Origin of the sequence: Psychrobacter sp. Ps3 (assembly GCF_022129275.1) — a bacterium.
GTDB classification, from domain to species: Bacteria; Pseudomonadota; Gammaproteobacteria; order Pseudomonadales; family Moraxellaceae; genus Psychrobacter; species Psychrobacter submarinus.
In genome coordinates, this window is the sequence record NZ_JADQAL010000014.1 from 37,939 (window position 1) to 60,681 (window position 22,743).

The 22,743-nt window shown below is 42.9% G+C and carries 21 protein-coding genes; 11 read left to right on the forward strand and 10 right to left on the reverse strand.

Annotated elements, in window-relative coordinates; translation table 11 throughout:
• Positions 1 to 154: 154 nt before the first annotated feature.
• Together I3248_RS06285 and I3248_RS06290 are read right to left on the reverse strand one after the other, a co-directional pair.
• Positions 155 to 3,964 carry a hypothetical protein gene (locus tag I3248_RS06285; protein ID WP_238062993.1) on the reverse strand — a complete coding sequence of 1,270 codons (3,810 nt, stop codon included), beginning with the start codon at positions 3,962 to 3,964 and terminating at the stop codon, positions 155 to 157.
• 392 nt (positions 3,965 to 4,356) lie between these two features.
• Positions 4,357 to 4,638, reverse strand: coding sequence for a DUF503 domain-containing protein (locus I3248_RS06290; protein ID WP_238062994.1), 282 nt, complete (start codon positions 4,636 to 4,638; stop codon positions 4,357 to 4,359).
• A gap of 117 nt (positions 4,639 to 4,755) precedes the next feature.
• On the opposite strand from I3248_RS06290, the gene I3248_RS06295 reads away from it, so the two are divergent.
• From I3248_RS06295 to gorA, 3 genes are all read left to right on the forward strand, one after another.
• Positions 4,756 to 5,544 carry a threonine/serine exporter family protein gene (locus I3248_RS06295; protein ID WP_238063011.1) on the forward strand — a complete coding sequence of 263 codons (789 nt, stop codon included), beginning with the start codon at positions 4,756 to 4,758 and terminating at the stop codon, positions 5,542 to 5,544.
• The gene (locus tag I3248_RS06300; RefSeq protein ID WP_238062995.1) at positions 5,545 to 5,997 is read left to right on the forward strand and encodes a threonine/serine exporter family protein; all 453 of its coding nucleotides are present in this window, start codon (positions 5,545 to 5,547) and stop codon (positions 5,995 to 5,997) included.
• A gap of 177 nt (positions 5,998 to 6,174) precedes the next feature.
• Positions 6,175 to 7,530: a glutathione-disulfide reductase gene (gene gorA, locus I3248_RS06305; RefSeq protein WP_238062996.1), complete on the forward strand. Its 1,356-nt coding sequence runs from the start codon at positions 6,175 to 6,177 to the stop codon at positions 7,528 to 7,530.
• 129 nt (positions 7,531 to 7,659) lie between these two features.
• On the opposite strand, the gene I3248_RS06310 is transcribed toward gorA, so the two are convergent.
• A complete protein-coding gene (locus I3248_RS06310; protein WP_238062997.1) occupies positions 7,660 to 8,739 on the reverse strand; it encodes a hypothetical protein in 1,080 nt (359 codons plus the stop codon).
• Between the two features lie 145 nt (positions 8,740 to 8,884).
• Positions 8,885 to 9,253 carry a hypothetical protein gene (locus I3248_RS06315; RefSeq protein ID WP_238062998.1) on the reverse strand — a complete coding sequence of 123 codons (369 nt, stop codon included), beginning with the start codon at positions 9,251 to 9,253 and terminating at the stop codon, positions 8,885 to 8,887.
• Positions 9,254 to 9,468: 215 nt separating this feature from the next.
• Between I3248_RS06315 and I3248_RS06320 the strand changes: the two genes are divergently transcribed.
• Positions 9,469 to 9,678 carry a hypothetical protein gene (locus I3248_RS06320; RefSeq protein WP_025644536.1) on the forward strand — a complete coding sequence of 70 codons (210 nt, stop codon included), beginning with the start codon at positions 9,469 to 9,471 and terminating at the stop codon, positions 9,676 to 9,678.
• Positions 9,679 to 9,687: 9 nt separating this feature from the next.
• Here I3248_RS06320 and I3248_RS06325 read toward each other — a convergent pair whose 3' ends face one another.
• Complete coding sequence (locus I3248_RS06325) at positions 9,688 to 10,329, reverse strand: GNAT family N-acetyltransferase (protein WP_238062999.1); 642 nt, start codon at positions 10,327 to 10,329, stop codon at positions 9,688 to 9,690.
• A 96-nt stretch (positions 10,330 to 10,425) separates the two neighbouring features.
• The gene (locus tag I3248_RS06330) at positions 10,426 to 12,027 is read right to left on the reverse strand and encodes an FAD-dependent oxidoreductase (protein WP_238063000.1); all 1,602 of its coding nucleotides are present in this window, start codon (positions 12,025 to 12,027) and stop codon (positions 10,426 to 10,428) included.
• Between the two features lie 312 nt (positions 12,028 to 12,339).
• Here I3248_RS06330 and I3248_RS06335 point away from each other — a divergent pair, with 312 nt between their 5' ends.
• The gene (locus I3248_RS06335) at positions 12,340 to 13,521 is read left to right on the forward strand and encodes a tRNA pseudouridine(13) synthase TruD (RefSeq protein WP_238063001.1); all 1,182 of its coding nucleotides are present in this window, start codon (positions 12,340 to 12,342) and stop codon (positions 13,519 to 13,521) included.
• Between the two features lie 44 nt (positions 13,522 to 13,565).
• Here the strand turns inward: I3248_RS06335 and I3248_RS06340 are convergent, their stop codons facing one another.
• Positions 13,566 to 15,014, reverse strand: a complete 1,449-nt coding sequence (locus tag I3248_RS06340; RefSeq protein ID WP_238063002.1) for a diguanylate cyclase — start codon at positions 15,012 to 15,014, stop codon at positions 13,566 to 13,568.
• 187 nt (positions 15,015 to 15,201) lie between these two features.
• On the reverse strand, positions 15,202 to 16,086 hold the full coding sequence (locus I3248_RS06345; RefSeq protein WP_238063003.1) for a PHP domain-containing protein: 885 nt from the start codon (positions 16,084 to 16,086) through the stop codon (positions 15,202 to 15,204).
• Between the two features lie 162 nt (positions 16,087 to 16,248).
• On the opposite strand from I3248_RS06345, the gene ispZ reads away from it, so the two are divergent.
• From ispZ to I3248_RS06375, 6 genes are all read left to right on the forward strand, one after another.
• On the forward strand, positions 16,249 to 16,800 hold the full coding sequence (ispZ, locus tag I3248_RS06350) for a septation protein IspZ (RefSeq protein ID WP_025644548.1): 552 nt from the start codon (positions 16,249 to 16,251) through the stop codon (positions 16,798 to 16,800).
• A 162-nt stretch (positions 16,801 to 16,962) separates the two neighbouring features.
• Positions 16,963 to 17,274 carry a YciI family protein gene (locus I3248_RS06355; RefSeq protein ID WP_201557398.1) on the forward strand — a complete coding sequence of 104 codons (312 nt, stop codon included), beginning with the start codon at positions 16,963 to 16,965 and terminating at the stop codon, positions 17,272 to 17,274.
• Positions 17,271 to 17,711 carry a hypothetical protein gene (locus I3248_RS06360; RefSeq protein WP_346268423.1) on the forward strand — a complete coding sequence of 147 codons (441 nt, stop codon included), beginning with the start codon at positions 17,271 to 17,273 and terminating at the stop codon, positions 17,709 to 17,711. Before I3248_RS06355 ends, I3248_RS06360 begins: the two co-directional genes overlap by 4 nt.
• A 159-nt stretch (positions 17,712 to 17,870) precedes the next feature.
• Positions 17,871 to 19,958, forward strand: a complete 2,088-nt coding sequence (gene mnmC, locus I3248_RS06365) for an FAD-dependent 5-carboxymethylaminomethyl-2-thiouridine(34) oxidoreductase MnmC (protein ID WP_238063004.1) — start codon at positions 17,871 to 17,873, stop codon at positions 19,956 to 19,958.
• 12 nt (positions 19,959 to 19,970) lie between these two features.
• Entirely contained in the window at positions 19,971 to 20,396 is a 426-nt protein-coding gene (locus I3248_RS06370) for a secondary thiamine-phosphate synthase enzyme YjbQ (RefSeq protein ID WP_025644556.1), read from the forward strand.
• A 100-nt stretch (positions 20,397 to 20,496) separates the two neighbouring features.
• Positions 20,497 to 21,114: a hypothetical protein gene (locus tag I3248_RS06375; protein ID WP_238063005.1), complete on the forward strand. Its 618-nt coding sequence runs from the start codon at positions 20,497 to 20,499 to the stop codon at positions 21,112 to 21,114.
• A 47-nt stretch (positions 21,115 to 21,161) separates the two neighbouring features.
• On the opposite strand, the gene I3248_RS06380 is transcribed toward I3248_RS06375, so the two are convergent.
• Positions 21,162 to 21,812 (reverse strand): DUF4112 domain-containing protein, encoded by a 651-nt coding sequence (locus I3248_RS06380; RefSeq protein ID WP_025644560.1) that lies wholly within the window; start codon positions 21,810 to 21,812, stop codon positions 21,162 to 21,164.
• Entirely contained in the window at positions 21,805 to 22,743 is a 939-nt protein-coding gene (gene ubiA, locus I3248_RS06385) for a 4-hydroxybenzoate octaprenyltransferase (RefSeq protein ID WP_037058772.1), read from the reverse strand. Before ubiA ends, I3248_RS06380 begins: the two co-directional genes overlap by 8 nt.

Consider the following 22,743-nt stretch of genomic DNA (forward strand, 5'->3'; position numbering starts at 1 on the left):
CTGCCAGTCTAGACGAGACGGTGACTACGGTTTGAGATGTTACTGCTGCCTCGATACTCTCTCAAAACCAAGTCATTGCAACTCGCCTACCTTGTTAGTATATCCGCTACAATCGGGGCTAGACCAATCCTTGGAACGACCCTTGTACCATAAACTATAATAGGGCTTCGTTTTCCCATTTTTCTTTATTGTTAATCAACCAACTGTCTAGTTTATCCACTTGAATAAACTCTATATCTATAGAATATGGAGGTCGTCTATGAATCCAATAAATCTCTCTAGTTATATATAACATAACGATATTAGGTGAACTATTAGAATAATATTGATAGTCTAATAATTCACAAATTTTATCGTGATTACTTCTAAGAAATTCATATCTCTTTAATATTTTAGGTACATGGGTTTTTTTTCCGTTTCTAAAAACTCTTTCTCTAAGTCGTTTCATATCTTGCAAGCAGTAAGGTGTTTGATTATATTTACACTCTACCATTATCCAGGTATTTGATTTAGGAATGTAAACTAGGACATCATAATCGCCAACATCATTAAAGGCTTCTTTTTTAAAGCGTCTTTTGAAGTCTATACCATGATGACAAAATTTAGAATTAAAATGACGGTTAAAAACTTTGAAAGTAGTCTCTTCAAGTTCTTTTTCAATATCGACTTTTAAATTATCTACTACTTTGTTGACCTTTTTCCAAGGAAAATTAGCAGGGAGGCGTCCTTCAGCGACTCTATCTAACCATATACCTCTTGTACGATAAGCACAACCTGCGCTCCAAATAACATTATTACCTAAACTGATAAGAGGTCTAATATTCAGACGTTGGTCTCTTTTATTATATTCTAAAACAGGTATATCAAACTCATCTGTTTCGGAACCAAGCTTTTTCAGTACTCTTTTAGGGTTTAAGATTAAAAAATTAAGTACTTTAAATATCTCTACTTCTGAAATATCACTCAAATCTTGAAGCTCATTTATTTTCTTTAAACATACACTGGTAACTTCTTCTAAGGATGCACAGTAATGGTTAGCTAATTGAATTTTAGTTATGTCTGCCCAGCTTTGAAGAACATCTAACACTATAGCAAAAGTTGTAAATGAAAAACCTAAATCATCTATAAAGGCTAAGTTGAGGTTATTGAGTAAGTCTTCACTAATTAGACCTACTACCGCATCATTCTCATTAGTATCTATACCTAGATTACTCCTTGCCTGCTCAAGACCAAACTCATGGTCAAAGTCTTCGAAATTATCAGAAAAAAACACCTGTGGTATATATTCGCTATCTATCTCAATACCGCCAACATCGATACCATGATGAATTACTTCACTAGCAGAGTATAATGTCATTAACCAATCAACATAAGCTATTATTAATAACATATCATCTTGCAAAGGCTTTTTATCACCACTAATAGTATTCGCTACCAATCTTTCTAGAAGATATCTGAAGTCATTACTGTTTCTAGCAAAACTACTCTGAAGTTCATGCACTGACTCTTCTCTATCAAAAGCTACCTCGTGCTCTAGACTTTGTATTGCACGATAACTATTGTTATATTTATAATATATATATGCATCATAGTTATTTAATACTTCAACTATTAATTGGTACTTGTCATAGGTTACTACTAACTCTTGTAATTTAGATAAATATTTCGATGCAATGTCATTTATCACTTGTTTAGCAGAAGTCAGCTCGTAACGTTTTTTCTCATAACCTGTATCTCTTATTATTTTAGCTAATTCCTTTCTAGCAGTTATATAGTGTTCAGGTTTAGGCAAACTATGGAAGCTTTCTAGCGAGTCGAACTCTCTACTTTTAGAACCCAAAGATACTCTAGTTTTATTCCTATAGGACTCTTTTAAAGGCTCAATAATTGACTTTGAAATATAAGTATTGTTAGTTTCATGAATAACATCTAATATCTTTTTAGTTAATCCTCCTTGAAACTCACTATTGATAGATTTATCTAACTCTTTTTTCATAGCTAGAATATTAATAGACAGACTAACGATTAGACGTCCCCTACTACCAATATTATTCTGACGAACCTCCCAAACTAAGCTATCAAAGAAATTAACATCAACAGGTGCGGCTTCACCTTTATCGTTTATTAAATACTCTTTGTTTAATTCACATTCAAAAATAATGGTTTGGTACTGTTTGATAATATTAAGTTGCGCAATAATCTCTCTCCTCTGTGACAAGGCATCGGTAGCACTCTCCGCAAAAAAATCGAGCATTCTACCGTTTACTTGAGGTAAGTATATAAACTCATCTAATTGAACCATAAAATGTATATTGGTTTTTGCAATCTTGGTTGACCAACTATACTTAGTTCTATCGTTAGCACCTAAAAACTGGTTGTTGTCGTAAGAGCTTCTCGGTATCCATTTATTCTTTTTATCAGGAAAATCAACTATTAAATCTTTCCAATAATCAGCTAAGTATTTATACCTCCAGTTAGAACCAGTATGTGGGTCTAGAGCAATGATATCGTAGTTAGTAGCACCCTTCTCTAGAATTCCATTTGAATCTTTAAAGGAGCCAAATTTATCTGCTAGAGAAATTATCGGAGAAAACATACTCTTCTTATGCTTCTCTACAAAACTTAAGAAGTCTACAAATTCATCAATAGTTTCAATACTATCGAATATCGAGATAAACTCAGTTAATGGAAAAACTTTGCCAAATTCTGTTATTGGAAGCATACCCATTGCTGTAGTGACACCCCCTGTTAGATATAGAATTTCTATTTTTTCTCTAGGTATTATTTCCTCACCTTTATTTCTAATATTGAATGCATAAGGAGCATCTATTTTCTTAAAGCCCCAGTAATCACTCTGTAGCGCCTTTTGTAAATCACTTTCAAAAATTTCTGCCGTATCCTCGTCGTCATCTAATATTATTACAAAGTAAAATTTGTCTTGAGCATGAAGAACAGCTGTTATGACAGTAGAGTATATTTGATTAGAATCAACTAGTTGTAAAGGCTGTTCACTACTTGTACTTACTCTACGATTAATGAAGTCTAAAAGCCGAAATGAAACATCTTTGACGTCAACTGATTTTTTAGCAAATTTATCTATGACTACGGATATACTGTTGCGGATTGAAAAAGGATAGTGTTTTTCCGTTATCTGAACAAATATATTTTGGTTTACTTGTGACTGCATAAACGAATTACTGAACTCATGAACGCTTGAGTAAGTGCCTTCCTTACCTAGTGATATAGAGATTATATTAGGTATATCATAAATATATTTATCTAAGTTTATAAGTACCTCCTTACACTCAGTCCAGAACCTGATGCTTGGAACTTCTAAATGTCCATTTTCTATAATTTCTGGTAATTCAACTATATTTTTAAGCTGATTAATGACATAACTTTGAGTCTTTAACGCACATGACATAGCCTTTATGGCTTCAGGTTTGTCACCATGCACAATCAAAAAAGCCTGTAAAAAATCGGGTACTCTTTCAATCACTCCACCATAAAATATATTGTAAAGCTGATTATTCAATTCAAATTTTATTTCACCCCAGTCTATTTCTGGCACATAGTCTTCCATCATTGGATATTCTGGAAAAATAGTTATCAAATATTTCGTGAACTGCTCAAACGCTTCATATGTATGAAGCGACTTCTTACCCTTAAACTTTTTTTCAGGAATGCTTAAAAAGGTATTTACTAGAATAGATTGTTTGAATGTGGCTGATATATTAGGTAGCCATAGTTCTATGACATTAATTGCAATGATAACTTCTTGAGGAAAGTATTGTCTAAGAAATGAAATAAGTTGCGTCTTCAACTTTAAAAAATCATCCTTTGGCTCAGTTTTCGATGGGCTTTGTAGCTGCTTATTTATATCTTGAATAGTGTTATTATCAACCTTTAGCAAAGTATTATTGATACCTAGTAAATCGTACAACGTCTTATTCTTCTTATTCATGATCACTCCCAAGTTCCATTTATAATACTCTTATATTTAATGCTAAAGCTTAGCATTGACATACGTTACATTGTAATTCATACAACAAGTGGACGAAGCCTTATAGTATTTATAGAGTACATTTTACGCACCATACCTGCTAATATTAACCTACTCACATTGAGTCATTTTAATCTATAGCACTTTAATCACGATTGACATTTGCAAGGTCATGAGCTTACCGTTAGCCCCGATTGTAGCGGTTATCCTTGTTTAACCACTAGATTGCGGTGACTTAGCTAGGAGCAGTATCGAAGCAACAGGAATGCTACTGGCTATTAGTCACCGCTCTAGTGGGCAACCAAGATATGAGCGAAAAGCGAGATTAGCTCCAAACATAAAAACACCTCAACCTAAATAAACTCCCGCTCAACATTCATTATCCTTGCATCCACCGTGCGTTCTATTTTTTCTTCGATCTGACTGCATTGCGACTCGATGTCCCGTTTATAGAGTCCGACTATAACGAATGTCCATTCGCTGGCATCATGCCGATCGCGCTCTCCGCTCTCACAGACGGCGACGCTTGGCGTATTGCCAAAACGTGCGTGCAGGCCGCCCATACGTTGGCGCTTTTCTTTGAGTGAGCTACAGCCAGGTAGCGCAAAAGTCAGCGTTAAGATAGCGATATGCATTTTATTCTCCTTGTGACAGTGGTTTACGCTTTATAATAGTAGCAAATAAGCAAGGCAAGTTATGCTATCTTTACCTCTATCCATATCGATATCGCAGCCAATATGCATATTCCTCCAATGACTTCTATCAGCTACGTACAGCAGCAACGCATCACTCGACTCTGCGTGCGCTGCGGATTACTGCTTATGCAGTATGGCGCTGAGTCTGCTGTGGTAGTGGACTTATCGAAGCGTTTGGGGTTTGCATTGGGAATGAGTAGCGTCGAGTGTTCGCTAAATTTTAATGCTATCACTTTGACGACTATCTGTAATGAGCGCTGTATCACCACTACCAGAGACACCATCAACCAAAGCATCAATGTCAATTTATTGGTACAAATTCAGCAAATCGTCAACAAGACCGAAGCCGCTAGAGGTAAAGGTAGTTTGGTCGACCTTACCACCCTTGCGTTTGATAAGTTGGATAAAACGGTATATCCGACATGGCTAGTCAGTATATTTGTTGGTGCGTCATGTGCGGCGTTTGCTTATTTGAATGGTGGCAGCTGGTCGATTACGGCGGTGACATTTATCGCGGGTATGGTGGCGATGTTCACCCGCATCTACTTAGCAAAGCACCACTTCAATCCCTTTATCACCGTCATCGTGACGGCCTTTATCGCCTCTTTGATTGGGGCGACGACCTATTACTTTGATATTGGCAATAACGCCGATATCGCCGTTGCCTCTAGCGTGCTGTTGCTAGTTCCAAGCTTTCCTTTGATTAACTCTTTCTCAGATATCTTAAAGGGCTATGTCAATATCGGTATTGGACGTGCGGTGTTTACCTATATGCTCACTTTATCCGCCTGTGTGGGCATTGTGATGGCGCTGGTGTTACTGCGCATACAGCACTGGGGGTTTTAGATGTGGTTTATTGAGACCATTGTGCTGTCTTGCATCATTACCCTTGGCTGGACGCTGATGTTCAGCGTGCCCAAACGCTATATTTTGCCGTGTCTGCTGATGACGGCGTTGGGCTTTGGGTTAAAAACGGCGCTGGTCTATCAGCATATACATTTGGTGGTGGCCAGCTTTTTTGGCGCGATGCTCGCCAGCTTTTTGGGGGTGTACTTTTCTAAAAAATACACCCTACCGCCCAAAGCGTTAATCTCCCCAAGTGTCATCTGTATGATGCCAGGTATCGCCGCTTATAAGGCGATGGTCAGTATGGTGCAGATTGGTTACTTTGGCTTTTCAGACGAGTTATTTAGCCAAATGATGGTGTATTTATTCGAAGCCTTGTTTGTGACCTCAGGATTGGTACTGGGCTTGTCCATTCCTGGGCTGTTATTTTATAGACGGCGTGCCATAGTCTAGGCAGGTTTAAGTGGGTTTAAATGAGATTATTATGTGTTAGGCTATTTTTGTTTAAATACTTTTATAAACTGATGCTAGCTGGCACACCCTTATGATAAAAAACTTGTAAGATGGATTATCCATACCCATTACAATAGAGATCAAAACTATACCGAAACTTAATGAAGAGACATAACAATGACAAAGCATTACGATTATATTTCCATTGGCGGCGGTAGCGGCGGTATTGCCTCCATTAACCGTGCAGCAAGCTATGGCAAAAAGTGCGCGATTATCGAAGCGGATGAATTAGGCGGCACTTGCGTCAATTGGGGCTGCGTACCCAAAAAGGTGATGTGGTACGGCGCGCAAGTCGCCGAGGCGATTGAGAAGTACGCGCCAGACTACGGATTCGAGGTTGAGTTAAAGAATTTCGATTTTCAAAAACTCATTCAAAGCCGTCAGCAGTACATCGAGAATATCCATCGCGCTTATGATAATAACTTAGCCAAAAACGGCGTGGAAGTGATTAAAGGCTTTGCTAAATTCGTCGATACCAATACGGTTGAGGTCAATGGCGAGCAAATCACTGCTGACCATATTTTGATTGCGACGGGCGGTCATCCTATTTTCCCTGATATTCCAGGCGCAGAGCACGGTATCGATTCTGATGGTTTTTTTAAATTGACTTATTTGCCCAAACGCGTCGCTATCGCAGGCGCAGGTTATATCGCTGTCGAAATCGCAGGCGTGCTGAACAGCTTAGGCGCTGAGGTACATCTCTATGTCCGCCAGCATTCGCCGCTGCGCTCGTTTGATCACACTATCGTCGAGGCGCTGCTGATAGAGATGGAGCAAGACGGTATTCATCTACATACCAACACTACGCTCACTGAGGTCAATAAAAACGAAGATGGCTGTTTAGAGCTATTTACCAAAGATGGCACGCTTGATACGGTCGATTGCTTGATTTGGGCGATTGGGCGCGCGCCGTCTACCGACAACATCAACCTACAAGTAACGGGCGTAGAAACCACCGAGTTTGGCAAAATCAAAGTCGATAAATTCCAAAATACCAGTGTCGATGGTATTTACGCGGTCGGTGACATTATCGAAAACAGCATTGATCTGACACCAGTTGCCATCGCCGCTGGTAGGCGTCTGTCTGAGCGCTTGTTTAATGACAAGACTGATGAGCATTTGGTTTATGATTTGATACCGACGGTGATTTTTACTCATCCCGCTATCGGTACTATTGGTTTATCTGAGATTGACGCGGTGAAGCTACATGGCAAAGACAACATTAAGTGCTACACCTCGACCTTTACCTCGATGTATAGCGCCGTGACTCAGCATCGCCAAAAGTGCGTAATGAAGCTGGTGTGCTTAGGTGAGGAGGAGAAAATCATTGGCCTACATGGCATCGGTTACGGGGTCGATGAGATGCTACAAGGGTTTGCCGTAGCAGTGAAGATGGGCGCGACTAAGGCTGACTTTGACAATACCGTCGCTATTCATCCAACCGGTGCAGAAGAGTTTGTGACGATGCGTTAATATGTGCGTTGATTTGATAATTTGATAGTCGTACTAAGCAATTTATTATAAAGGCTACTCTTGAAGGAGTCGCCTTTTTTGCTAGGTTTGAGGACTATATCTCGCTTTAACGAATTACTTCGATATTCTTTATTTTACTCTGACATTCTTAAACTGAACAACATTATCTAAACTGCCAAGCACGCTTTTAGGTTGCGTTTTTAACTGAACCGTATTATTAGGTAGTTTTACCGTGATGCCTTGATTATTAATTTTATAAAGTACAGGTCTGTTGGTAAAGCTCAGTGTTTTCTTTGTTTTATCATAGTCAAACTGTCCTTCATAAAGCAGCTCAATTCGGCCCTCTTCATCTGCAAAAGCATAATATAATTGCTCGCTGCCATCTTTATACTGACTATCGAGCACCATTTTTTTATCATTATCTACTGTCAGCATATAGATATAGGGAAATGGGTTTTCTGCTTGTTCGACATAAGGTGGTAGCATTTCATAGTTCTCGACCTTCATTTTGCCCTTGATCTTTTTGCTTTCAGTAATGGATAGCAGGCTTCTGTTATTCCACTCCTCCTCAATGATACGGACAACGACTGGTTCATCGTTGATCACCTTATACTCTGAAAACTGATGCCACGCAGCACCGCTTTTGGTCATAGTGTTCAAGGTTTCACTGTCTTTATCGATGCCAAAAAAACCACAGTATCCCTGTGCCAGATCCGTAAATCCATCACTATGAATGAAAGTATTATCCTTTTTTAGATAGACTTGGTAAGAAGGTCCACCATAACAGCCATTGCGTCCATCTCTTAGTGCTAAGTCCTTTTGATTATCAAAATTAAAGTCATCGTATATCAGTACGCTATGCTCGCCATAATACCTATTGGCAATATTAGCGCTAATTTTGTCGCTTAGTTGACGCTCTTTACTGTTGTCTAACTCATATTCAATATCGAGACTAGCAGACTGACTAATCATGGTTTGCCCAGTTTTTGCATTGATAACTTTAATAATACTATTTGACTTGCCATCTTCATCCTCTGTTGGGATAATGATGGCAGAGTAATCGTCAGAAAACTCTTCAATTTGATAGTGCTGATTTGAAGCTTGAGCCGTAGCTGACAATGTTGACGTAAACACGAGGAAGCCACTTGCTATTGTCGTTGCTCTGAATGCTCTTTTAAACAAGACCTTAGATAGAATATTGCTAGACATTGCGTACTCCTTATTCGCTTATTTTTTATTATCATAGGCCTTCTAGAACAATATAGACCACTGATTAGCTCTTGTTAAGCAAAAAAAAGGCGCTACGTAAGCACCTTTTCTATATCATCAACTTTATAACAGCTCAAATAAACCACTATGGCGTCAATACCCATTCGCCATTGACATCACTGACCTTAAAAGCGCCGCTATCAGTACGACTATTGCCACCGATGGTTTGCGTGACATCAGCGGTACACAGATAAGTGTTGTCACCCTCAGTCGTATCACAGCTGACATTGTCTACGCTCTCAAGCGTTGGCATCATACCTGCCATCATGCCGCTCATAGCTTTTGCCATCTCATCATCGCCCGCTTGCACCATTGCATCGTCCATGATGCTATTGGCCTTGTCATACTGCGCCTGAATCAGCTCTTCTACGTCACTATCAGAGGGGCCGCTCGAGCAAGCGGCAAAGAGCGGTGTCAATACAGCGATGATTGCTAATTTTTTTATACGTCTCATCATATTCTCGTTTCGATTAGGTAGTGCTCAAAGTATACCTAAACACCCTTTAAAACCCAACATAATTTCTTTGTCAATAGCACTGCTTTTTATAGCCTTTTATCTTTGCTAGTATCTTGCTCTTTTTATGCCTTAGCCTCAAGTGACTTGCAGACAGTTCAATATCCTTGCTGTTATTATGCCAGTATTCTAATAAACGATAAGAGAGTTGCAAGATGGTAGCCGTCTACCTTTATATTTTACCTGTTGGCTTAGGCATTATGACTTTAGCAGCAAGTTTATTGTTCTTGTTTGCATTTTTGATGTCTGACGACCCTGCGACCCGCTTGCCTGCTTTTAACTGGTTCAAGCGCTTAATTATTGTGGCATTTATCTTGCTCAGCATTGGGCTATTTATGACTTTTGGTCACTTTTGGGGCGCATAAAGTCCGCTGTTATGCGTTAACGATTTTCTCAAGCTCCAATAGCACTAAGTCATCGCGCTTAGGATCGCCATTATTGCCATCGACAGGAAACGGCATACTATTACCATTTAGCTGATAACCGCGGCGCTGATAATAAGCCAATAATTCAGGGCGGTGACTTAAGATGGACATAGTAAGACGGGTGGGTTGATTGTTACTTTTTAGATGTCTTTCAGCGAAAGTTTCGGCGGCCTGCAATATCACGTTACCGATGCCCGCTCCTTGCAGCTTTGGATGTACGGCAAACATACCGATATAAGCTTTATTGCTATGAGATTTTTTATCTGAACCTGTCTCGACCTTTATATCGACAGCTATGCAGCCCAATAGCTCGCCTATCTCCTTGCCGCCGCGTTCGCCGGTATCGGTCTGTGGATAAACAAAAACATAGTGCTTAGGATTGGCAATGACGCCAGCTAGCTCGTCTGCCGTGGTGCGAATACCGCCCACCAAATCGGCCTCATTGGTCCAGCCTTCATCTTGGCGATAGCAGAGGTTTAAGAGTTGCTCTAAAGCGCTCACATCATTAGCATCCGCTTGCCGTAAAAATACTTTTGCTGCTTTGTCAGCAGTGTCATTGTCAGTTTTTTTGTTTTTCGCGGTATCAGTCATTTGGGTACTCTCTCGGGCTAAACATTATTGCTAATAAAAAGGGCTGACCTAATATACTAGGACAGCCTTTATGATAATTATTAGCCGCTAATTAGTCTATGGTGATAGCGCATGGGCTTGCTCGATAATATCGAATCCTGCATTGATTTGAGCGCGGGTTGGCGCATGACCACGGCGTAATAATTCGCTAAAAGCAATCAGCTCTTTGTCTCGGCCTAGGGAGCTGGCGGCACTAGCGCGAGTATTCTCTCCTTCGTCATCAAAATAGTACTCGATGTAATCTAAATCGTCAGGCGTACCAAATAAAATGCCTTTATCTGGCGTCGCGGCATGACCACTATAGCGCAGACTCTTGCCATATTGCGCCGTCCAAAAGAAAGGAATACGTTCCTCTAGCGAGTGGTCATTGCCTTCATTTAAGATGGCAGCAGCCGTTACCATGCCATGCTGTAAGGCCACGCGCCAATGCTCGATACGCATCCGTCCCATCTGATTGGTGGCTTTGGCAATATCGCCTAGCGCATAGACGCCGTCGCGTAGCTGTAGATGCTCATCGACTTGCACGCCATCGGGGTCATTTACTTCATTCAATAGCTCGGTACGTGGTGCCACGCCCGTACCCAAAACCACCACGTCCGCTGCCAGCGTACTGCCGTCTGACAGTGTGACATCGCTGACGTGACTGCCGTCTCCATCGATGCTCTCAACACCTGTACCAAACACAAAGCGCACCCCATTTTCTTCATGCAGTTTGATGAGCGCATTACTCACCGCCTCAGAGACGATATTGCTCATTACCCGCGCGCTACGACCAACGACAGTGATTGAGGCGGCCTCGCCTGCTTGCGATAACGCCGCTGCAGCTTCCATGCCGATAAACCCAGTACCCACGATGACCACATGCTTATCTTGGCTGGCCTCTTTGATGGCTTTGGCGTCGCTCATGCTACGTAGCGTAAACACGCTTGCAAGATCAGCACCTTTAAACGGTGGTATCTTAGGTTCAGCGCCGGTTGCCACCACCAAAAAGTCTGCGCTTTGTTTTTCATTATCGCCGTTGTTATTTTCGATAATAATAGCGTTCTCATTGGGCAAGATTTCGCTGACTCGCTGATTCAGACGCAAGTCGATATTGTTTCTATCAGCCCAATTTGAGCCACCTAAAATAAGTTTACCCTCATCCATTTGACCTGCTAAAAATGCTTTGGACAACAAAGGGCGATTATAAGGCGCTTTATTGTCGGCACTGATTAGGGTGATTTTGCCACCATAGCCAGTGTGACGTAGCTGATTGGCGGTCATAAAGCCTGCACCGCCGCCGCCGACGATGATGGTATGCGTATCAGCGAGCTGATCGTTATCTGCTCGCTCGTTGATATTGCTAGTAGTATCAACGATTAAGTTGTCGCCTTCCCTAGTCACGCTATAGCGCGTCAAGCCTTTCATCGCAACCGGCTCTATCAGCGAGCCATCAGTACTATCAAAAGTGCCGTGATGCCAAGGACAAATCACGCGATTACCGCAGCGTAGTCCCTCGCCTAAGTCCGCGCCTGCATGGGTACATTTACCATCAAAAGCGTTAAACTCATCGCCATCGCGGGTGATTAAAATGATACTATCATCGTCTTGTTTGAACGACTTCATACCGCCATCTTTGATACCCTCTGCGCTAATAGTAATTTTGTTATTGTCAGTCATAAGTTATCCTTAACGTTTGCTATTTCATTATTAGGTATTGATCGTTAGTTGCTTCTACTAGGCTGATTGTGAAGCACTACTTTTTTGATATTGCAGATAAATAAGTACCATTAAAAATGGCGTTATCTTTAATAGTAGCAAGACCACTTGGCGGGCGATGTTTTTTTGTATATCTAGCGCGTTGCAAATCGTAACTTTTCAGCGGTTAATCCAAAACTCGATAGTTTAAGCGTTAAGCGTTTATGCTACTTTATTCATTGAATTATAAGAAATTCTCACTCACTCTTTTATCACCTATCAAATGACTATTTTATGACTGCTATAGAGAATCAACATCTTGACCTTACCACTATCGACTTTGCGGCAGTAACCAATTGCGCTGATCTACCTCAGCCTATGACGCCACCTCTCAAACGGGCGCTCTATAAAGCTAAGCCTGAAGACTTTGTGGTCAATGAGCGGTTAGAGGTAGACTTCACAGACGCAGGCGAGCATTTATGGCTACATATAGAGAAATCAGAGATTAATACCGCTTATTTAGCTAAATTACTCTCTGAATGGGCGGACATACCTTTGCGCGATGTCGGCTATTCAGGACTTAAAGATCGCCAAGCGCTAACGACGCAGTGGTTTAGTCTACGGCTGCCTAAAAAACAAAAGCCTGATAGCGACTTTGCGCCTGTAGATATCAAGGAGCATGAGACGGTCAAAATTATCGCTGAGCATTGGCATAATAAAAAATTAAATCGCGGTACGCATAACGCCAATCAATTTGTGATTACTCTACGTGATATTGAGTTTGCAAAAGATCAAACGCTGGGCGATAAATCATCCGTAGAGCAGCACTTACAGACCATCAGCAAGACCGGCGTGCCTAACTATTTTGGTCCGCAGCGCTTTGGTTTTGGTGGTAATAATATCCGCGAAGCGCTAAACCTATTTGCCAGACCATTAAAAAGCACTTCATCAGCTAAAAAGAAAAATAAACGTAAAAGTGCCGTACGCGAGCAAAATTCGATGGAGTTATCGGCGGCGCGAAGCCTCATTTTTAATCAGATATTGGCCGCTAGAGTGCAAGACGGCAGCTGGAATACAGGATTAAATGGCGATGTATTTAATCTAAATGGCTCAGGCTCGATATTTGCCAGTGAGCACATGGATGAGACCTTGCAAGCGCGATTGGCCAGCGGTGATATTCATCCAACCGCGGTCATGTGGGGCGCAGGCAATAATAAAGTAGCAGGAGAAGCTGCTGAGTTAGAGAACACAGTCGTACAGCAAGATGCTCTTTTGGCGGCCTTAGCAACAGGACTTGAGCAGCGTGAGGTAAAAGCGCAAAGACGAGCGCTGCGACTACCGGTTGAGGATTTGAGCTGTCGATGGGCGGATGAGCAAGATGAGGAGCAAACGCTGGTCTTGAGCTTTACGTTGACGACAGGCAGCTTTGCCACTAGCGTATTGGCAAGTGTAGTGGAGCATTTAACGGTACGCTAGCTTATAGACATTTATCTGTCATTACCAAGTTAACAACTGCGCCTCTATGCTTCCACTGCTAATAAATCATTAGCACTGACCACCTCATTGCGCCCTCTATCTTTGGCTTCGTATAGTGCTTTGTCAGCGCTACTGATCAAGTGCTGGCAGATATCCTTTGGTAGCTGCTGCTGAATATCGGATAAAGCGTTAGCAGAGCCGCTGGGTTTGTTTTGGCTAAATACTGCTGCTCGCGTGCGCGTCGGTTTCGCTTGTGAGCTGAGTAGCGCTTGTTCTTTTAAGAAGTGCCTGTCTTTGATCACCGTGAGCTCATCAGCCGTTAAGGTATAAATCCCTAAACTCGCAGTCACTTTGACACTATCCTTGTCCTCGGTTTGGATGACGTGTTCAGCGATTCTTACTCGCAACTGCTCAGCGATACTCAGGGTCTCAGCATGTGCTGTATTGGGTAGCACAATCAAAAACTCCTCACCCCCATAACGACTAATGATAGCGTCAGTCGTCGCTAGCGAATCAATTAAGACTTGCGCTACTTCGCGTAATACTTGATCGCCTACATTGTGGCCATAGCTGTCGTTAATGTCTTTAAAAAGATCTAAATCTAATAAAATAACACTATAATCTTGCGTGGCTGTAGCATCTGCTAAGGTCTGTTGCATTTGCGTCAAGCCATAACGGCGGTTATCTAAAGTCGTTAGCTCATCTTTATGGGCATGCTCCAAAATCTCCTTTCTACTCTCATCCAAGATATATAGCAGCTTACGAAAAATATAGACGGTAAAAAGCGCTTTAGGAAGTGCCAAATAGACATGAGTTGAGCGCCAAAAAAAAGTCGATGAGCGCTGTAGCTCACTAATATCATCCCAATCCAAGGTCTCTTTTGTGAAAATAAAAGCGGCAATAGCGTTTTCGATAGTCATAATCTCGTTATAAGTGAGATAATTATAAATATCAATCAGCGGAGAGATGACCGGCATTTGCCGCAAATTGGGCAAACTGATACCAAAGTAAGGAGAGATAATGGCCAGTAGCACTAAAAATATCTGTAATAAAAATATACGCCATACATAACGACGCTTTATAAGCATCATCCCCAAAATAGCACCGCTAATCAGCGATACGCCAGCGACTAGACTACTGTAGCCGACCATGATGATAATATAAGTGATATAAACCGTATAGAGCAGCACTAATGTAAGCTGCCAACGCAGTAGTTGTTTATAGTTACTTTTTATACGTGATAAATAACCAATCATCCACCACAGCAGCACCCCAGTGATCGTAACGCCTAGCCAAAGCGGGTAAAACAGATGCATATCGACATAAGGTTCAACGGTATCTCGGCACAACCATACCACTAAAAACCACAACCAATGCAGAGCGACTTCTATAAAAATAAATAAGGCAAGTAGCGAGGTACGATCTGCTATTTGCCATTCAAATATAATCTGAGAGAGCTTCTTATAGCCTAATTGATATATCGAAATAGCCATGGATACGCAGCCGTATACAGGTTGGTATAAATAAATCGAGTTTTTTATTGATATTATCGAATGTAAGGTCTTGATTCAATCATAAAATCTCAATAGCTCAAAAAACTAACAGGCGCAAGTTTAGGGTTTGTTGAGCATTCGACCTTGCACTGATAAACCCTAAATAGCTCTAAATCACTTGCTAGTATTAGCAAGATAATGAATCAAAGGATTGCCAAATCCCTCGCTGCTCTTCATGCAAAGTAGGTACATCACCAAGGCGTCGCCAAGGCATGTTACTACCGTGAAAGTCGCTACCTATAGAGGTGGCTAGCTGATGCTCAGCGATAGTGCGATCGACCATACGCCGAGTGCTGACCGGCTCACTATCAGCCGGTAACTCACAGGCATCGCCGCCAAGCTCGGCAAACTCTTTGATGAGTTTACGCACTCGCGTGGCTGAGAGATGATAGCGGGTAGGATGCGCGAGCACTGCTTTGCCGCCGCATGCATGAATAAGCTCGATACCGCGCGCCATACTCAGCGCTTCAAGCGCCACGTAAGCTGGCTTGTGATCTGCCAGATACTTGTCAAATGCCTTTTGTACCGTTTTGACCTCACCGCGCTCAAACAACACTTGCCCAATATGGGCGCGCCCTACTGCTTGCGGATTACCGCCTGCTTTAGTCAGTACATCTTGCCAAAGCTCATCATAATCGATAGCCAAAAGCTCACTGAGTTTTTCGGTGATTCGCTGACCGCGCGTCGCACGGCTGTCTTGCAGGTGCTGCAAGGTGGCATGCATCTGCGCGCGATCAGCAAAATCAAGCCCCACTACATGAATGATCTTGTTGGTGGATTTGTTTTTACCATAACCGCCCGTTAGCGTATGCTCACAACTGATCTCAACGCCGTTAATCAGCTGCATACCACAAGCAGTAGCTGCAGCTCTTGCTTCATCGATACCCAGCAGCGTGTCGTGATCGGTCAAAGCCAATACCTCAACGCCGGCGCTATGAGCACGCTGTACCACCTCAGTAGGTGCATAAGTGCCATCAGAGCAAGTACTGTGACAATGTAAGTCTATCTTCATAAAGCGGGCCTTAAAGTGTTATCGTCAGATCAAAATAAAGAAAGTAAAGGTAAGCGCCATATCTGCTTGGTTATATATGGTTATTGCAGCTCTGACTGCTTTTGTTTAGTACAGTAGACGTGTAAACTACACTCTACGTTTTTGTTGGACATCTCATCTGCTATGAAAGCCTTATTAGACTTTATTCCCCTAATTGCCTTCTTCGTTGTTGCTAGGCAAAATGGTATTTTGGCAGCGGCGGGCGCTTTGCTTATCGCTACTGTCATCGTTTATGCCATTCACTTTATTCGCCAAAAAGGCAAATTCGATAAGCAGCAATGGGTGGTGTTATTATTGACCATTGTTTTTTGTGGCGGCACCTTGCTGCTGCGTGATGACGTTTATTTACGTTGGAAGTCCCCTATTATTAATGGCATCTTTGCCTTAACATTGTTTGTCAGCGCCGCTATTAATAAACCCTTAATGCAATTGGCGATGAAAGAGGTCTTCACTCTGACCATGAGCGGCTGGAAAAAGCTGACCGTCGCTTGGGCTTTGTTTTTTGTATTAATGGGTGTGCTTCATTATATCACGGCATTTACGATGTCTGATGAGGCTTGGATTAATTTTAAAACCTACGGCTGGATACCTATTATGCTGGTATTTATTATTGCGCAGTTCGCGGTATTAAAAAACCATATTAATCCGGCCTTGACGGATCAAAAACCTAAATAGCGCTTATTATTCAATTGTTTGCTCATACAACCCCTGAAGCTTATCGTGTTATGAGAGGTTTTTAATGAGCACCGACTATATACGAATAACAGCACTTTACTAAATGCTAATTTTGATAATAATAAGTCGTTATTATTCACTATTCTTATTAAAGGAAACCTGATGCCCTTATTTGTAATTATCGGTCACGATGTGGCAAATAGCAGTGCCCAGCGTAAGATCACGCGGGCAGAACACGTCGAGCGCTTGCAAGCTCTAGATCGCGACAAGCGTCTAATTATCGCTGGTCCCACGCCTATTGAGCATGATGCGGCAGCGATGTCAGGTAGTGTTATTATCGCGGATTTTGAGTCGTTAGCAGCAGCGCAAGCTTGGGTCGATGCTGAGCCTTATCTACGCGATGGCGTGTATAGCCATGTCGATGTCAGACCTTTTATCCACACCCTACCTAGCGATAAGGTTTCATCATCGTGAGTCAAACCTCTTTAGTGCCAACTTATATCATCAAGTGCGCTTTGTTTGCTCTACTGGCTATGGCCTTACTGTTCAGCGCTGCTAGTGTGCAAGCGGCATCAGCCGTACCTTCTACAGAGCCAACAACCGCACAATCCGAGCCGGCTGAGACGTCAACGTCAGTGCGACCAGCGGCGACTACCGATGCCGATGGCAAACCAACGCTTGCCACTGAACTACAGCCAACAGACCAAGCGCTATCGGCCGCCAACCAACAGCTACTCAGCCGTAACGCGCAGTTGCAGCGACAAGTCAATGACTTGCAGACACAGGCTAATGTCTTGGTTTATGAGAGCAAAGGTCAGCTGTTTTTATACGGTGCTTTTACAGTGTTGATTAGCTTACTGGTCGGTATTTTTATCTCTTGGCTAGTATTTGTACGCCGAGAGCGCTGGTAGTTTTGCTAATTTTGATAGTTTAGATAGTTTAGATACCCTTAAGCTGTTCTATGTCTTACTAATCTTGCTAACCTTACAATGTTATTTTATAAATTAAGCTGATATAGTCGGTTATGTCAGCTACCTCCTTTCTTATCTCTCTTAGCCGTTGAGATCTCTATGTCTACTCTTGTCACTAATGTTACCAACACTAGCACTAGCGCTTATGCAAACGCGATTATCCCTGCCAATATCGCATGGCAGAGTGACGATAGCGGTAACCGAGTGCCGGTATCTGGTGAGTTTGGCGATGTGTATTTTTCTCATGCCGACGGCTTAGCTGAGTCGCGTTATGTTTTTATTGAGGGCAATCAGCTTGCTGAGCGCTTGGCCAATCTTAGAGCTCATCAGTGCTTTACTATTGCTGAATTAGGTTTTGGTACTGGCCTTAATCTGCTAGCGGTTTGGCAATTATGGCAACAGTTACGAGTCGAACATCCCAATCTAGACACTGCGCAACTGCATTTTATCACTACTGAGAAGCACCCTATCCTCCTGACAGACTTAAGGCAAATCTTGGGTATGTGGAGCATGCGCGCGCCTGAGCTGGCACAAAATATTGAAAGTTTTTTGGCGGTATACCCTAGCCTTATCGAAGGCTGTCATCGCTTGCATTTTGAGGAAGATAATCTCACCGTTGATATTTGGCTTGGTGAGGCTCAGAGTAGTCTAGCGAAATTAGCGACAAATACTGGAACTACTAGCACTGTAGATACTGAAACTGGAAGCAAACCACAAGTGGATGCTTGGTTTTTAGACGGTTTTGCCCCTTCTTGCAATGAGTCATTGTGGGCAGAGACGATTTTTGCGCAATTGCAGCGTCTCTCCTTTGTTGGCACTACCGCAGCCACTTATAGCTGTGCTGGAGTGGTCAAACGCGGCTTACAAGAGCATGGCTTTACGATAAACAAAGTCAAAGGCTTTGGCCGTAAGCGTGAGATGCTGACTGCCAGAGTCAGTGAGAGTTTGCCGACAACTCCTACTCAAGATAACTCTAAGCGAAGCTCTACCTTAGATAACTATCACTATATCGTTATTGGTGCTGGCGTTGCAGGGCTAATGCTGGCTTGGTCGTTGGCTAATCGCGGCATCAAAGTGACTCTACTTGATAAAACAGCGCCATTAGCAGGGGCATCGGGCAATCCGCGCGCCCTACTCGCACCGAAGATGACACCACTTCATCACGCTAATGAGCACCTACATACCATCGGTTATCTCTATAGCAGCCGCTTCTATAAACAGCTCAATGAGCAAGCAAAAAAGCAGCATAGCGCGCCTATTATCGAGCCGGCAGCGGCGCTTGATTTACTACTAAAGGCCAATATCGACAGTAGTCAGATTAGTGCTTACCCTGATGATTTAGCGACAACCTTGCCAACTAGCAAAGCAAGTGAATTGTCAGGATTAACGGCGCAGGATTTGACTGAGAACTTATATCTACCGCAGTCAGGTCTAATCAATCCGCAAGCATTAAAGGACGTTATTCTGGCTCATCCCCTGATTCGCTTTAAACGCTTAGAAGTGACTCAGATAGACGAGCAAAAAGACCATATCAGCGTTAGCGGTTACAATCATACAGAACAAAGCGCTAGTACAATCACACTACAAGCAGTAAATGTAGTAATTTGCGCGGCTTTTGAGAGTCATCAGTTAGACGAGCGTATTTTTGATTGTCGTAAGATACGTGGGCAGCTGTCTTGGTTTACGCCGACTGCTAAACAGCTTGGCAGTCTACCGAAACTACCGCTTAAATATGGCGGGTATTGTGGTCTATTTACGCCAAAAGCTGGCGATGCTAAGTTAAATCCTGTAGCAGAAGGAGAGTCGCAGTTTTTATTGGGTGCAAGTTTTGTGCGTAATGATATTGATACTAGTGTAAGAGCAGATGAGCATGAGGTTAGCCGTGATAAATTAATCACAGCTATTCCTGAGCTTGACGCTATTATTCCAAGCGATATGCAGTCTTGGCAAGCGCGCGCAGGTGTACGCACGCAAACGCCAGACTATCATCCTATCGTTGGTCAACTAACGGGCAGTCAGCGCCTATGGGTGATGAGTGCGATGGGCGCAAAAGGCTATGCCTTTGCACCGGTATGTGCCGAGGCTTTGGCTGATATTATGTTAGGAGCGTTTGCGCCTTTATCAAGCGAGATGATGAGCAAGTTATCACCGAATCGTAAACGCCTGCAGACGCCACTAACCTCATAGCGAGAGCAACTGATGCCTTATCAACAAACCACCCTAACCCTACCCGCCTACTCGCGCGGTATTCATATTATTACGCCGCAGATTAACCAAGCTATCGACAAGCTGATATCGAGAGATACAAAAATAGGCTTAGTGCATCTATTTTTGCAACATACCTCAGCCAGCCTTGCTATCAATGAAAATGCTGACCCTGATGTGCGCTTAGATACTGAAGATTGGCTTAATAAAGTTGCGCCCGCCGATCAGCCCCATTATCGTCATACACTTGAGGGAAGCGACGACTTGCCTGCACACTTTAAAAGCATAATGCTTGGGGTGAGCTTAACCATACCACTTGTGAATGGCGCGTTAGGACTCGGTACTTGGCAAGGAATTTATTTGTGCGAGCACCGAGATTATGGTGGTAAGCGCCGAGTGGTTATTACGGTCAGCAGTTAAGTTTATACAAAATAAAAAAGTGGTTAGCTTAGGGTGGGCTTAAATTTAACTCATCTGTTACGTGTTACAGCTCTTGTATATCAATAATAAGGCATCTATTATGAAAAGCTTATCTAAGACTCAGCCTAAAACTCGCCTGCTACCTACTATGGCTTTAGGTATAGCAAGCTTCGCATTGATAGCTTGCCAACAAGAGCCTGAAACTGAAACGGTAGTCATTGAGGAGTCAGCCGCGCCTGTAGCAACAACAATTGAAGAAACCGATGTCAATAATGAAGAAAATGAGCAAAAATCGGCGACAATTGTAGAAGAGACGTCAAGCGAGCATGATATTGAGCTTGAGTCACTTGAGGACGACCTTGGCGCAGCAGGAGTGACGACTAACACAGAGACCAGCAGCCCAAACCCAGAGCAGGCAATAAAAGGCACGCAGATTACTGATGTAGAATATCGCAGTGCTAGTGGTGAGAGCCTATCGGTAGTTTTTGAGACATCAGCGACAGGTGTTTTGAATGCGATTGTTACCCTACCTAATAGACCTAAACTGACCTTGAGCGCGCCAGAGGGTCAAGGTAATAACCCTACTTATCGCTCCAAGGATGGTAGCATAGAGCTGGTCAGTCATGGCGGCGGTAGTAGTATAGATCTAATAGAAAACGGCAATATCACAAGTTATGAAGCGACTAGCGCTGAGGCGGAAGTAGTGACTCAGACTTAGTGTTTATGATTGGCTGACTTAAAAAGAGTCAGACTCATAGTTTCAGCCTAAGAAAATAAGCCGATTAACCCGTTGATTACGGTCCAAAGTCCCAGCACCACAAAGACAATAATAATAAGCCCCAAAATATCAGGAATATGCAAGTATATCCAAGCGACGACTGGATTGCGCCAAATCGCACTCTGCCGCTGCTTATCCTCTAGGCTCTGATGCAAAAACGGCCGATCTAGATGAGTGGTCTCAGTAATGCCATACTCGTCTTGCAAATGCTGATGAACGATAGTCAAAGTCTTACGACTTGGGCGAATAAAGATATCGAGTAAGGTGCCAATACCGGGCACGATACCCACTACCGTATCAACCAGTGCCAGCTGTACCGCTGGGGTCATTTTATTGGCAGGAACGCCTAATTGCCGTCCTAAAATAAACGCATAGCTGGTCAATATCAGTCCGGCTATATCACCTGCTAGTGGAATGGTGGATAGCGCCGCATCCGCGCCTAAGCCCTGCTTAGTGAAAGGTATGCGCACCACCGAATCCATAGTATTAGCGAATTTGGCAAGCTTACGCTCAGTAGCAATAACCTCTTCGCGGGTCAAGCCATGCTCAGCAAGATTAATCTCATAAGCCGTTTGTACTTCATTAACTACAGGCTTCTTAGTCGAGCGTCGCTTTAATGACTCAGAGAATTTACCCATTGAAAGTCGTCCATAGACAAAAGATAGCGGTTAAGACAAAGACGTAACGCCCGACCCAGATATTCGCCAAAAAAGCTTGGAAACAAGGTATCGGCTGACGGCTAGCGCAGGCGCTGTTTTGCTTAGCGAACATCATTGCTACTAAGGCTAAGCCAAAGACAGGAATGATATTTAAGCTCGTTGGGGCAAAATAATGCCACAATACCACGCCCATTATCAGCAAAAACAATACTTGTAGAATAGAGATGATAACGATATCAAAACGGCCAAAGAGTATCGCGGTGGATTTAACCCCAATCTTTAAATCGTCTTCGCGATCTGCCATCGCATATTGAGTATCGTAGGCCACCGTCCAGCACATATAAGCGATAAATAGCAGCCAACACCAAATATCAGGCGCGCCTTGTACCGCCACATAAGCCATTGGAATCGCCCAACCAAAGGCGGCAGCTAAGAACACTTGCGGCAGATGGGTGAAGCGCTTCATAAACGGATAAATAAACGCTAGCACTACTGCACCAAGCGACCAATAGAACACTTGTATCGGTAAAAAAAACAATAGACAAGCACTGAGAGTCACCAATATTAAAAACGCGGCGACTGCCTCACGACCTGACAGACGACCGTCAGCAAGCGGCCTGCCTTTCGTGCGCGTCACATGACCATCGACTTTACGATCGGCAAAATCATTAATCGCGCAGCCTGCCGCCCGCATCAAAATCGCCCCAAGCGCAAAGATAATAAATACTTTTAGACTAGGCAAGCCGGCCACCATGCCCTGCTTTTGCGCCTGCCCCATCGCTGCTAGCATCACACCCCAAAGCGTCGGCCACAAAAGTAGCTCAATACCGACTGGCTTATCAAAGCGCGTCAACTGCATATAGGCATGCAGCTTGTCTTTTAGGCTTAACTCTAAGGGCGTACTACTCAT